At 65.9% G+C, this 13,070-nt stretch carries 9 protein-coding genes and 1 pseudogene; 7 read left to right on the top strand and 3 right to left on the bottom strand.

What is annotated here, in order from left to right; genetic code table 11:
• Positions 1-51: 51 nt before the first annotated feature.
• Positions 52-2,682 (bottom strand): trehalase-like domain-containing protein, encoded by a 2,631-nt coding sequence (locus tag QFZ36_RS11085; protein ID WP_306636435.1) that lies wholly within the window; start codon positions 2,680-2,682, stop codon positions 52-54.
• A gap of 232 nt (positions 2,683-2,914) precedes the next feature.
• Complete coding sequence (locus QFZ36_RS11090) at positions 2,915-3,904, bottom strand: LLM class flavin-dependent oxidoreductase (RefSeq protein ID WP_306636437.1); 990 nt, start codon at positions 3,902-3,904, stop codon at positions 2,915-2,917.
• Positions 3,905-4,044: 140 nt separating this feature from the next.
• On the opposite strand from QFZ36_RS11090, the gene QFZ36_RS11095 reads away from it, so the two are divergent.
• From QFZ36_RS11095 to QFZ36_RS11125, 7 genes and pseudogenes are all read left to right on the top strand, one after another.
• Entirely contained in the window at positions 4,045-4,917 is an 873-nt protein-coding gene (locus tag QFZ36_RS11095; RefSeq protein WP_306636439.1) for an aldo/keto reductase, read from the top strand.
• A 28-nt stretch (positions 4,918-4,945) separates the two neighbouring features.
• Positions 4,946-5,643: pseudogene (locus tag QFZ36_RS11100) on the top strand (type 1 glutamine amidotransferase domain-containing protein).
• A 239-nt stretch (positions 5,644-5,882) separates the two neighbouring features.
• Positions 5,883-6,866: an ABC transporter substrate-binding protein gene (locus QFZ36_RS11105; protein ID WP_306636441.1), complete on the top strand. Its 984-nt coding sequence runs from the start codon at positions 5,883-5,885 to the stop codon at positions 6,864-6,866.
• A gap of 158 nt (positions 6,867-7,024) precedes the next feature.
• Complete coding sequence (locus QFZ36_RS11110) at positions 7,025-7,663, top strand: TetR/AcrR family transcriptional regulator (RefSeq protein ID WP_306636443.1); 639 nt, start codon at positions 7,025-7,027, stop codon at positions 7,661-7,663.
• Positions 7,664-7,763: 100 nt separating this feature from the next.
• A complete protein-coding gene (locus QFZ36_RS11115) occupies positions 7,764-9,281 on the top strand; it encodes an aldehyde dehydrogenase family protein (RefSeq protein ID WP_306636445.1) in 1,518 nt (505 codons plus the stop codon).
• Positions 9,282-10,925 carry a GMC family oxidoreductase gene (locus QFZ36_RS11120; RefSeq protein WP_306636447.1) on the top strand — a complete coding sequence of 548 codons (1,644 nt, stop codon included), beginning with the start codon at positions 9,282-9,284 and terminating at the stop codon, positions 10,923-10,925.
• Positions 10,926-11,015: 90 nt separating this feature from the next.
• Entirely contained in the window at positions 11,016-12,617 is a 1,602-nt protein-coding gene (locus tag QFZ36_RS11125; protein WP_306636449.1) for an APC family permease, read from the top strand.
• A gap of 254 nt (positions 12,618-12,871) precedes the next feature.
• Here the strand turns inward: QFZ36_RS11125 and QFZ36_RS11130 are convergent, their stop codons facing one another.
• Positions 12,872-13,018, bottom strand: coding sequence for a lmo0937 family membrane protein (locus tag QFZ36_RS11130; RefSeq protein WP_306636451.1), 147 nt, complete (start codon positions 13,016-13,018; stop codon positions 12,872-12,874).
• Positions 13,019-13,070 lie beyond the last annotated feature (52 nt).

The following is a 13,070-nucleotide window of genomic DNA, read 5'->3' on the forward strand; positions in this document are numbered from 1 at the left end:
TCGGTTTGGGTCCCTGTTACCTCCACTCTAGGTACCCAAAACGCACACCTGCTATCTCCTGCCCTGGTGTTCGTCCAGGAGCCGGGCGCAGCGGATGAAGCCCAGGTGCGAGTAGGCCTGCGGATGGTTCCCCAGGTGGGTCTCCGTGCCGGGGTCGTACTCCTCCGGCAGCAGCCCGGTGGGCCCGAAAAGGTTCACCAGCTGGTCGAACAGGTCCCAGGCCTCATCGATCCGGCCTACCGCCACGTAGGCTTCGATCAGCCAGGTGGTGCAGATGTGGAACCCGCCCTCCAGGCCCGGCAGGCCGTCGTCGTACCTGTACCGGAAGACGGTGGGCCCCACCCGCAGCTCCCGCTCCACGGCAGTGACGGTGTCCAGGAAGCGCTGGTCCGCAACACCCAGCAGGCCGGAGAGGCCGATGTGCAGGACGGCAGCATCAAGGTCCGGACTGTCGTACGCCACGGTGTAGGACTGCGCCGACTCGTCCCAGCCTTCGCGCAGCACCTCTTCCCGGATGGTGCCGGCGGTCGGAGCCCAGGCCGGGTCCGGCTCCCGGCCGTGGCGGCCCGCAGTCCGCAACGCCCGGTCAAGGGTCACCCAGCACATCACCTTGGAGTAGACGTGGTGGCGGGCTGCACGCCGGGCTTCCCAGATGCCGTGGTCGGGTTCGTGCCAGCGGGCCAGGACCGCTGAGGCCATCTGGACCATCAGCTCCCAGTGGTCATCGGCGAGCGCGCTTTCCCGCTCGCTCAGGGCATGGATCAGTTCAGCAACGGGCCCGAAGACGTCCAGCTGGACCTGGTGGTCCGCGGCGTTGCCGATCCTGACGGGGCGGGAGCCGGCGTACCCGGGAAGGCTGTCGATGACGGCTTCCGTGGAGAGCGGCGCGCCGGTCACCGAGTACAGGGGGTGCAGCCATTCGGGGCCGGGTGCGTGTTCGAGGATCCGCCCCAGCCAGCCCAGGAATCCTGCAGCCTCCGCCGTGGAGCCAAGGTCCACCAGCGCGTTGACCGTCATGGATCCGTCCCGCAGCCAGCAGTACCGGTAGTCCCAGTTCCTTGTCCCGCCGATTCCTTCAGGCAACGACGTGGTGGGGGCGGCGAGGACTGCACCCGTGGGTTCGTGCACCAGGGCGCGGAGCACCAGGGCCGACCGCCGCACCAGGGAGGGTTTGACGGACGGGAGCACAAGTTTCTGGACCCACTGCCGGGCATGCAGGGCCACCCCCGACCGCCGCTCCGTCTCACCTTCCGGGTCCGCGGGCTGGGGTTCCGTATCGCCGCAGCGCAGGTTGAGGACCACGGGACCGTCCTGCAGGTTCACGGATGCTGTGGCTGTAGCGTGGCGCCCGTCCGAGGTGATGCTGAAGGTGACCCCGGGGGCGAACAGGATGATCGGTTCTGAGGTGCCCACAACGTGGAGTTCACCGCCGCGCGCCTCCATGCTGAACGGGGCATTGGCGTAGTCCGGCCGGGGAGCAAAGGTGATCCTGGCGGCGCCGTTGCCGGAGAGCACCCGGACCAGGCTGGTGATGCCGTCCGGGGCAGGCTCCAGGTAGTCCGTGACCGTGACGTCCGCCCACCGGGTTTCGACAATCATGGTGCTGTCCACGTACCGCTGCCCCAGCACCTGGGAGCCCTTGACCGGCTCCACAGAGAAGTGCCCGGCAGCGTCTCCGCCCAGGATGTGGGCAAACAAGGACCCGGAATCCGGCAGCGGGTGGCTCATCCAGCAGATCTTCGCATCGGGTGTCAGTAGCGCGGTGGAGGACCCGTTCCCGATCATCGTGTGCCGCTCAAGGCCTACGGCGTCCTCGCCGAATAGCCAGGCCCGGCGCAGTTCGAAGAGGAGGGCAAGGACCCGGGCAAAGGATTCCGGGTCGCGGACGCGGTGCGCCGCGGCGGTCTCCCCGGGCCCTACCCGCAGCCCGAGGTCCGGCCCGCGCAGGGTGGCGATGGCCAGTTCGTCACTGTAGGCATCCCCGGCGAACATGGCAGCGCTGGCTCCGAGCCGGGATCGGAGGCTCTCCAGCGCCTCCGCTTTGGACGGCTCCACCACGGACAGGTCCAGCACCGAACCGTCCACAATGAAGAACAGGCCGTGCACGCGGGCAATCTCCCGGGCGGTTTCCGTCACCGACTCCACGACGTCCGGCGGGGCGGGGCGGGTGTGGACCGAAACGGCCACGGGTTTGCGTTCGATCCAGATGCCTTTTTGGAAACCCACGGCCTCATTGAGCGCGGCGTTGACTTTTTGCAGGACGGATTCGGTGGCCAGGGTCTGGGCGTGTGCGAAGCCCATATCCGATTCCGCGCCGTGGGAGCCGATGAGATGAACCTCCACCGGAAGGCGTGATACGGCGGCAAGATCACGGAGCGAGCGCCCCGAAATGATGGCCGCGTGGGTGTTGGGGAGGGCTGCAAGGGCGCGCAGGGCTATGGCGGCGCTGCCGAGCGGGAGGATCTCCGTGGAGATGCCCTCGGCGTCGCAGAGGGTTCCGCCGTAGTTGCAGGCCACCAGCAGCCCGGGAACGCGCGCCAGTACTTTGAGCTCCGCGAGGAGCGCAGGCGTCAGCCCGTTGTCCGCCGCATCCGACTGGACGAAGGCCCGGAGCATCTCCAGCGGGAGGGAACGCGTGAGCAGCGCGGAATCCGCCACGCTTTGGTTCAAAGGCGTCGCCATGCGCGTACCCCTAAGGCAAAACCCGGCCGGGACTTCAGCCGCTGGATTGCCTGCGGACTACCGGTTGGTGCCCCTCCCGGGAATCCCAGCGATTCCCGAGGAGGCAAGTCCTATCCTCAGCCCCGGCGGTTTCCCACGAAAGTCCCCTTCATTGCGTATGTGTAAAAGTCCCGGAAATGCGCACCGGGCTTGTGCCGGGGACCTGCCCCCGGCCAGCCGGGGCGCCCCGAGGCTAGACCCTCGCCAGGCCTGCAGCCTGGGCCAGGAGCTCCACCGAACGCAGCCGCTCCTCCGTGCCGTTGCTTTGGTGGGCAACGATCAGTTCATCGGCGTCGGCGTGCTTGCCGAACCCGTCCAGGTAATCGATGACGGCATCCGGCGTCCCCACCGCCGAGTAGGTCATCATCTGCGAGACGTGCTGGCCCTGCGGCGAGTCGAGGATCATATCCGCTTCGTCGTCGGTGAACTCGCGGCCCCCGCCGAAGAACAGGGACACCCGCGCCCGCATCGTGGCCCGCAGCATGGCCTGCGCCTCCGCGGCGGAATCGGCGGCAACCACGTTCACACCGGCGATCACGTGCGGCGCGTCCAGCTGCGCCGAGGGCTTGAACTCCCGGCGGTAGATGGCCACGGCATCCTGCAGGGCGTTGGGGGCAAAGTGGGAGGCAAACGCGTACGGCAGCCCCAGTTGGGCGGCCAGCCGCGCACCGAACAGGGAGGATCCCAGGATGTACAGCGGAACGTTGGTGCCCTTGCCCGGGGTGGCTTCAACCCCCTGGATCCGGGTGGGGCCGGTGAGGTAGCCCTGCAACTCCAGGACGTCCTGGGGGAAGCTGTCCGCGGACATGGGGTCGCGGCGCAGGGCGCGCATGGTGTTCTGGTCGCTGCCCGGTGCGCGGCCCAGGCCGAGGTCGATCCGGCCCGGGTGCAGCGTCTCCAGGGTGCCGAACTGCTCTGCGATGGTCAGCGGCGAGTGGTTGGGCAGCATCACGCCGCCGGCACCGAGCCGGATGCTTTCCGTGTGCGCGGCAACGTGGGCGATCAGCACGCTGGTGGCGGAGGAGGCGATGGAGGACATGTTGTGGTGCTCGGCGTACCAGACCCGCCGGTATCCCAGCCGCTCCGCGCTCTGCGCCATGGCCACGCTGCCCGCGAAGCTCTCCGCCGCCGTCTGGCCCTTGCCGATGGTTGCCAGGTCAAGGATGGAGAGGGGAAGAGTCACGGTGAGTGCCGGCCTTTCAGAACTTTTCGTAGGATGTGCGGGCCCAGTCGCGGCGGGCACAGAAGATATAACGACGGCGGCGGCCGGCTTATTTCTGTGACTTCCGGAATACTCAGCAGGCTGATGAGGTTGCCGCCCCTATGAGCCTGGAGACAACAAACAAGTTGGAACTGTCCGCAACCATCGACCTGAAAGACCTCGGAAGGGTGCACCGGCTCGGCTTCGGTGCCATGCGCATTGTGGGCGACGGCGTCTGGGGCGAGCCCGCGGACCGCCAGGCCGCCGTGGCCGTGGTGCGACGCGCCGTCGAACTCGGCGTCGACTTCATCGACACCGCCGACTCCTACGGCCCGAACATCAGCGAGGAGATCCTGGCTGAGGCGCTGCACCCGTACAAGGACGGCCTGAAGATCGCCACAAAAGTCGGGTTCACCCGCACCGGGCCCAACAGATGGATTCCCGTGGGCCGCCCGGAATACCTCCGCCAGCAGACCGAACTGAGCCTGCGGAAGCTGAAGGTGGACACCCTGGACCTGCTGCAGCTGCACCGGATCGACCCCAAGGTGGACGCTGAGGAGCAGTTCGGTGTGCTCCGCGAACTCCAGGACGAGGGCAAGGTGCGGGCGCTGGGACTCTCGCAGGTCAGCGTGGCCGAACTTGAGGCGGCCGGGAAGTATTTCACCGTTGCAACCGTGCAGAACCGCTACAACCTGACGGACCGGAGCTCGGAGGACGTGCTGCGGTACTCGGAGGAGAACGGGATTGGATTCATTCCCTGGGCTCCCATTTCAGCCGGCGAACTGGCGCGGCCGGGTGGACCGCTGGATGAGGCAGCCAAGCGCCTGGATGCGACCACGTCGCAGGTTGCGCTGGCCTGGCTGCTCCGCCGCTCCCCCGTGATGATGCCGATTCCCGGCACCGGCTCGATAAAGCACCTTGAGGAGAACATGGCCGCCGCGGGCATCACGCTCGACGACGATACGTACGCGCAGCTCGAAGCCGCCAGCGAGTAGCCACTTCCGTGCAGAGAGGAGCAGCACCATGGCAAACATTTTGATGGTTGTTTCAGCAGCAGATTCGCTCACCATGAAGGACGGCAGCGAGCACCCCACCGGATTCTGGGCCGAGGAGCTGGTGGTTGCGCACCAGACGCTGGTCGACGCCGCACACACCGTCCACATCGCAACCCCCGGCGGGGCGAAGCCCACCGTGGACCAGGTGAGCCTGGTCCCGACTCGGCAGGTGGCGAGGAGCGGGCGAAAGGTTTCCGCAACTACCTCGCATCCATCGACGGCGAGCTATCGCAGCCGCTGGTCCTGGCCGATATCGACCTCTCCGCGTACGACGCCGTGGTGATGCCCGGCGGCCACGGCCCGATGGCGGACCTCTACAAGGACGCGGACCTGGGCCGGCTGCTGGCAACCGCGGACAAGGACGACAAAATCATCGCGCCGTTCTGCCATGGTCCCGCCGGTCTGCTGAGCGCCATGAACGACGACGGCAAATTCGTTTTCGCCGGACGCCGCCTCACCGTCTTCACCAATGAGGAGGAACTGGGCGGCGGCACCGGCGAAAACACACCGTGGCTGGTGGAGGACGCGCTGAAGGAAAAAGACGCGCTGATTGAGAACGCCGCGGCCTGGAGCTCCCACGTGGTCCGGGACGGCAACCTCATCACGGGCCAGAACCCGCAGTCCAGCGAGGACCTGGCGAGGGAAGTCATCAAGGCGCTGAGCTGACTCACGTTTGTGACGCAAGGAAGTGGCCCGGTCTTTTGACCGGGCCACTTCCGTCTGGGCGGACTTTGGGTGCAGCACTACCAGCTTCCCGAATGTGACCGCCGCGGTCCTCGCGTGACCTGCAGTTACTCCCTGTATCTCCGGATTTCAGCGCCTTTGATTCACCAGCTCACGCTGCCGGATAGTTGCTGCAACGAACCCATTCCGTTGCATCAAATACCTACCTCCAAGGAGGAAAAATGGCCATTATCAAGGCGAAACCGGCTGCTGCCGTGGCCCTCACCATCACCGCGCTGCTGGGGCTGGCAGCCTGCTCAGATCCGGGCGCGAGGGCGGCGACAGCACCGACGTCGGGATCCTCCAGCACCGCAGCAGGCAAGACCTTCAACCTGTCCCCGCAGCAGGACCGCTTCAAGGTCTCCGTTGACCCCGCAGCCGCAGCGCTGGTCCCCGAAACCATCAAAGCTGATGGCAAGCTCACTGTGGTGAGCACCGGCGGCACAGCGCCACTGAGCCTCTTCGCCACCGACAACAAGACCCTCATCGGCAGCGAGCTGGACATCGCCTACGCGGTGGGCGAGACGCTGGGGCTGGAGGTTGAGGCTCTTCCCGTGGCCTGGGCTGACTGGCCCCTGGGTATCGAATCCGCCAAATACGAAGCGGTGCTCTCCAACGTCACGGTCACCGAGGCGCGCAAGGAAAAGTTCGATTTCGCCACCTACCGGAACGACCTGCTGGGCTTCTACGCCAAGAGCGATTCGGACATCGGCGAGATCAAGGAAGCCAAGGACGTTGCCGGCAAGCGCATCATCGTCGGCTCCGGCACCAACCAGGAAGCCATCCTGGTGCGCTGGGACGAGGAGAACAAAAAGAACGGCCTCAAGCCTGTTGAGTTCCAGTATTACGACGACGACTCGGCCTCCACCCTGGCCCTTCAGTCGGGCCGCGCGGACCTGACGTTCGGGCCCAACGCGGGTGCCGCCTACAAGGCAGCCCAGGACGGCAAGAGCAAGCAGGTGGGCACCCTCAACGGCGGCTGGCCGCTGACTGCCGAAATCGCCTTTACCACCAAGAAGGACAACGGCCTGGCCGTTGCTGCCCAGGCTGCCCTAAACAAGCTGATCGAGAACGGCACCTACGCCAAGATCCTGGACCGCTGGGGCCTGTCTTCCGAGGCCATCCAGAAGTCCCAGCTGAACCCGGCGGGCCTGCCCAAGAAGTAGGCGGACCTGCCGACGAATGGATCCCCGCTTCGCTCCGGCAAGGCGGGGATTCTTCATGTTTGACGCCGGTCAATCAACAACCAGGCTCTGAGGGCCGCAACCTGTGTCCGGGCGGCACCGAAAGTGCACTGCCCCGGGTTTGGCAATAGTCTGGCCAGATGGGGACAAATACCGTGAACAATGGAGAACAGATCGACAGGCAGTCGCGCATTCTCGAAGCGGCGATGGATCTGCTCTCGCGGCACGGTATTTCAGGGGTCAGCATGCGTGCCGTAGCCCGCGAAGCCGGCGTCGCGCTGGGCCTGGTGAACTACTACTACGACGACAAGACGAGCCTGATCCGCGCAGCCCTGCGCCGGGTGGACGAGCACGACCTCCTGCTGGTTGCGCCGGACGCGTCGTTGGCCCCGGACGAACAATTGCGCAAGGCTTTGCGGCGCGTTGCGGGCGCTGATCTGCTGACCACCCGCTACCTGTCCCTGCGCCTGCACCTCTGGGCCCTCGCCCAGGCCGACGAGGACTACGCGCAAATCAACGCCGCCGCCTTCGACCGCTACATCGACGGGCTCGCTGCACTGGTCTCCAATGCCCAGCCCGGACTGTCGTGGGAGGAGTGCAGGGAGCGGGCATCCGACATTGTGGTGGTACAGAACGGCATGTGGCTGACGTCGCTTCTCGGCGTGGACAAGGAGTCCATCAAGCGAAGCATCACCCGCACGGAGCAGATCGCATTTGCGCCGGCCCAGGATCAAAACAGCGGCCACGGCGACAGCCACAGCGCGCTTCAGGAGCACTAGAACAAGGCGGCCTTCGCCGGTACCGGCACTTCACGTCACATTGAACGTTTGTTCAAAATAGGTATTGAACACTCGTTCAACATCCATTACTGTCCTGCGTATGACATACGCCACACCATCCACTGACACGGCAGCATCCACACTGTTCATCAACGGCTCATGGGAGCCGGCCGCGTCCGGCGCGGTGCGCCAGATCCGCAACCCGGCCGACGGCGAACTGGCAGCCACTGTGTCCGAGGCCGGCCGGGAAGATGCGGAGCGGGCCATAGCCGCAGCCCGGGCCGCCTTCGATTCCGGTGTCTGGTCCGGGGTGCCGGCACCCGAGCGCGGCACCTTCCTGCTCAAGGTCGCCGCGGAACTGCGCGAACGCCGGGAAAAGTTTGCCCGCGCCGAGTCGCTGGACACCGGGAAGCGGATCGTCGAAAGCCGCATCGACATGGACGACATCGCGGCCTGCTTCGAATACTTCGGCAGGCTTGCAGGGCAACAGGCCGGACGCATGGTCGATGCCGGGGACCCCGCCGTCGTCAGCAAAATTGTCTACGAGCCCGTGGGTGTCTGCGGCCTGATCACGCCTTGGAACTACCCCCTGCTCCAGGCGGCGTGGAAGATTGCCCCCGCCCTCGCCGCCGGCTGCACCTTCGTCCTCAAGCCTTCCGAGCTGACACCTTCCACCGCCATCCTGGCCATGCAACTGCTGCAGGACCTTGGCCTTCCCGACGGCGTCGCCAACCTCGTGACGGGACCCGGCGCCGAGGCGGGTGCACCCCTTTCGGAACACCCCGCCGTCGACCTTGTCTCCTTCACCGGCGGCCTGGAAACCGGCAAGCGTATCGCGGCGGCGGCCGCAGGGACGGTCAAGAAGGTGGCGCTGGAGCTTGGCGGCAAGAACCCCAATGTGGTGTTCGCGGACGCGGACTTCGACGCCGCCGTCGACAATGCCTTGAACGGGGCCTTCGTCCACTCTGGCCAGGTCTGCTCCGCCGGGGCACGGCTGCTGGTGGAGGAATCGATCGCCGAACGCTTCGTCGAGGAACTGGTCCGTCGCGCGCAGGGCATCCGGCTTGGCGGTCCGTTTGACGACGCTGCCGAAACCGGGCCGCTGATCTCCGCGGCCCACCGGGACAAAGTGCACACTTACGTCCAGCGCGGCCTCCAGGAAGGCGCACGGCTCCGCAGCGGCGGCGCGGCACCTGCCGGGGAGAAGTACGACGCCGGCTACTACTACCAGCCGACCATCCTGGACCAGGTGCAGCGAGGCATGTCCGTGGTCACCGATGAGGCGTTCGGCCCCGTGGTGACCGTGGAAACCTTCCGCACCGAGGACGAGGCCGTCGCCACCGCCAATGACACCATCTACGGGCTGGCCGGCGCGGTCTGGACCCAGGACGCCGGCAAGGCGCAGCGCGTGGCATCCCGGCTGCGGCACGGCACAGTGTGGATCAACGATTACCACCCCTACCTCCCACAGGCCGAGTGGGGCGGCTTCGGCCAGTCCGGCGTCGGCCGCGAGCTTGGCCCCACCGGGCTGGCGGAATACCAGGAAGCCAAACACATCTACCAGAACACCAACCCGCAGGTAACCGGCTGGTTTGCTGATCACAGCAAGGAGAACTAGATGCACGTCGACAACATCGAGGACCTCAGCGAGCGCTCGTTCGATTACATCGTCATCGGCGGCGGATCCGCCGGCGCGGCTGTGGCCGCACGGCTCAGTGAAGATCCTGAGGTGACCGTGGCCCTTGTGGAAGCCGGCCCGGATGACCGCAACCTGCCCGAGATCCTGCAGCTGGACCGCTGGATGGAGCTGCTCGAATCCGGCTACGACTGGGACTACCCGGTGGAGCCGCAGGAAAACGGCAACTCCTTTATGCGCCACGCCCGCGCCAAAGTCATGGGCGGCTGCTCCAGCCACAACTCCTGCATCGCCTTCTGGGCGCCGCGCGAGGACCTGGACGAGTGGGAATCCAAGTACGGGGCCAGCGGCTGGAACGCTGACGCCGCCTGGCCGCTCTACCAGCGGCTGGAGACCAACGAGGACGCGGGCCCGGACGCGCCGCACCACGGGGACTCAGGCCCCGTGCACCTGATGAACGTGCCCCCGGTGGATCCTGCCGGCGTCGCGCTTTTGGACGCCTGCGAACAGGCCGGCATTCCCCGGGCGAAGTTCAATACCGGAACCACCGTGGTCAACGGCGCCAACTTCTTCCAGATCAACCGCCGCGCGGACGGCACGCGCTCCTCCAGCTCCGTTTCCTATATCCACCCGATCATCGGGCGCCCCAACTTCACCCTGCTGACCGGCCTCCGCGCCCGCCAGCTGGTGATCGACGCGGACAAACGCTGCACCGGCGTGGACGTGGTGGACTCAGCGTTCGGCCGGACCCACCGGCTCTCCGCGCACCGCGAGGTCATCCTGTCCACCGGTGCCATTGATTCCCCCAAGCTGCTGATGCTGTCCGGCATCGGCCCGGCAGCGCACCTGGCCCAGCACGGCATCGAGGTCCTGGTGGACTCCCCCGGTGTGGGCGAGCACCTGCAGGACCACCCGGAAGGCGTGGTGCAGTACGAGGCCAGGCAGCCCATGGTGCAGACCTCAACGCAGTGGTGGGAGATCGGCATCTTCACCCCCACCGAGGACGGCCTGGACCGGCCGGACCTGATGATGCACTACGGCTCGGTCCCGTTCGACATGAACACTCTGCGGCACGGCTACCCCACCACGGAGAACGGCTTCAGCCTCACCCCGAACGTCACGCACGCCCGCTCCCGCGGAACCGTTCGCCTGCGCAGCCGCGACTTCCGGGACAAGCCCATGGTTGACCCGCGCTATTTCACGGACCCGGAGGGCCACGACATGCGCGTCATGGTTGCCGGCATCCGCAAGGCCCGCGAAATCGCCGCCCAGCCTGCAATGGCCGAATGGGCGGGCCGGGAACTTTCCCCGGGCATCGAGGCGCAGACCGACGAGGAGCTGCGGGACTACATCCGCAAGACGCACAACACTGTGTACCACCCGGTAGGCACCGTCCGGATGGGACCTCTCGACGACGGCATGTCACCGCTCGATCCCGAGCTGCGGGTCAAGGGCGTCACAGGACTTCGCGTCGCCGATGCCTCCGTCATGCCTGAGCACGTCACCGTCAACCCCAACATCACCGTCATGATGATCGGCGAGCGCTGCGCGGACCTCATCCGCGCCAGCCGGTCCGGCGAAGCCATGGCCATTGAAGAAATGGAGCTCACCGCGTCCCTCGCCTGAGAGGCGAGGTCCGGCGGCAGGGCATCGACCTTCCATTTGCCACGGCCGGCCGGTCATCACTATCGTGCTTTTCTGATTTAGGAGTCCCACATGGCGGAACCCAGCAAGAGTATTGATTCAAGCGGCATGGACGAGTTTGGTTATACGCAGACCCTGGACCGAAGCATCGGCAAGTTTGCCAGCTTCGCAGCAGGCGTCAGCTACATCTCCATCCTCACCGGTGTTTTTCAACTGTTCTACTTTGGCTTTTCCATGGCCGGCCCTGCGTACGCGTGGTCCTGGCCGCTGGTCTTCGCCGGCCAGCTGATGGTGGCATTGTGTTTTGCCGAACTGGCGGGCCGATACCCGGTTGCCGGATCGGTGTACAACTGGGCCAAGAGGCTCACCACCGGGACGTGGTCCTGGCTCGCAGGGTGGCTGCTGCTCATCTCGTCCATCGTGGCGCTCGGCGCCGTGGCGCTGGCCTTGCAGCTCACCCTGCCGCAGCTCTGGTCCGGCTTCCAGTTCATCGGAGACGGAACGGGCACCTACGACTTCGCCCTCAACGGCGTGCTGCTGGCGAGCATCATGATCGGCATTTCCACCATGATCAACGCGTTCGGCGTGAAACTCATGACCAGGATCAACAGCATCGGCGTGTTCGTGGAGCTGATCGCTGCCGTGCTGCTGATCCTCGCCCTGGGCTGGCACGTGGTGCGGGGGCCTGAGGTCTTCTTCGACACCGCCGGTTTCGGAGAAGGGCACGACCTCGGTTTCTTCGGCGTGTTTATGATCGGTGCCATGGCCTCGGGCTACGTGATGTACGGCTTTGACACCGCAAGCTCGCTGGGCGAGGAAACCAAGGACCCCAAGCGCACCGCACCCAAGGCCATCCTCCGTGCGGTGACGGCGTCCTTCCTGCTGGGCGGCCTGATCCTGCTCTTTGGCATCCTGGCAGCCCCGGATCTCAACGATCCCAAGCTGGGGGCGGCCGACGGCGGCCTGCAGTACCTGGTGCTCTCAGTGCTGGGCGGCCCCTTCGGGAAAGCCTTCCTGGTGTGCATCGTGGTGGCCGTGGTGGTCTGCACCCTGGCCGTCCATGCTGCAGCCATCCGGATGATGTTCGCCATGGCGCGGGACAACAACCTGCCCTTCAGCCGGCAGCTGAGCAAGGTGGACCCGGTCCGCCGGACCCCCACTGTTGCCGCGATCGTCATCGGCATCCTGGCCGTGCTCCCGTTGGTGGTCAACGTGATGCAGCCGGCGATTTTCACCATCCTGTCCAGCATCAGCATCGTCCTGATTTACCTGTCCTACCTCCTGGTCACCGTTCCGTTGCTCCGCAAGCGGCTGCAGAAGAAGTGGCCGCTTGCCGACGACGGCTCCGAGCCAGGGTTCAGCCTGGGCAAGTGGGGCCTGCCGGTGAATATCCTCGCGGTCCTGTGGGGCGGCGCCATGACGCTGAACCTGGTCTGGCCGCGGCCGGAGATCTACAACTCGGTGCCGCCGTTCGAGTGGTACCTGCAGTGGGGCGGCGTGATCTTCGTTGCCGCTGTCGCCGGGGGCGGGGCCCTGCTCTACCGGCTGAAGATCCGCCATCAGACGGGTGTTCTCGCGGAGCACGCCGCAGCGGTTGCGGCGCACCCGTCGTCTGGCCCGGCCTTACAGGCAACCACAACCGAAGCCCACGCGATGGAGGCCCCGGTGGCCTAGAGCCGCTGCTCCCACCCCGTCAGTTGGAGCCTGACGCCCCCAAGGAAGGGTCGACGGCGGCACTCACCTCAGTGCCGCCGTCGGCCCTTTCTTGATGCTCCAAGCACGTTGATGAAAAGTTCTTTCGCCGATACTTATGACTTCAGCATCAGGCACGAGTGGCCGGTCCACGGATGAATGGACACAACCATTGGGAGCAGGGGCAACAGGAAAGCCCGTGTCAGTGACACGGGCTTTCCTTCAGAGACTGCGTTTTAGACGCGGGACCTGCCGCGGACGAAGTGAACGATCAGGACGATCACGGCAACGACCAGAAGGATATGGATGAGGCCGCCGCCGATGTTGCCAAGCAGGCCGAGCAGCCAGAGAACGGCGATAATAATGGCTATCCAAAGCAACATAGTAGTATCTCCTTCGTTCGTCTGCGGATGGGATACTGCGGCCCGTCCGCTC

Source organism: Pseudarthrobacter siccitolerans, from assembly GCF_030823375.1.
Classification (GTDB): domain Bacteria; phylum Actinomycetota; class Actinomycetes; order Actinomycetales; family Micrococcaceae; genus Arthrobacter; species Arthrobacter siccitolerans_A.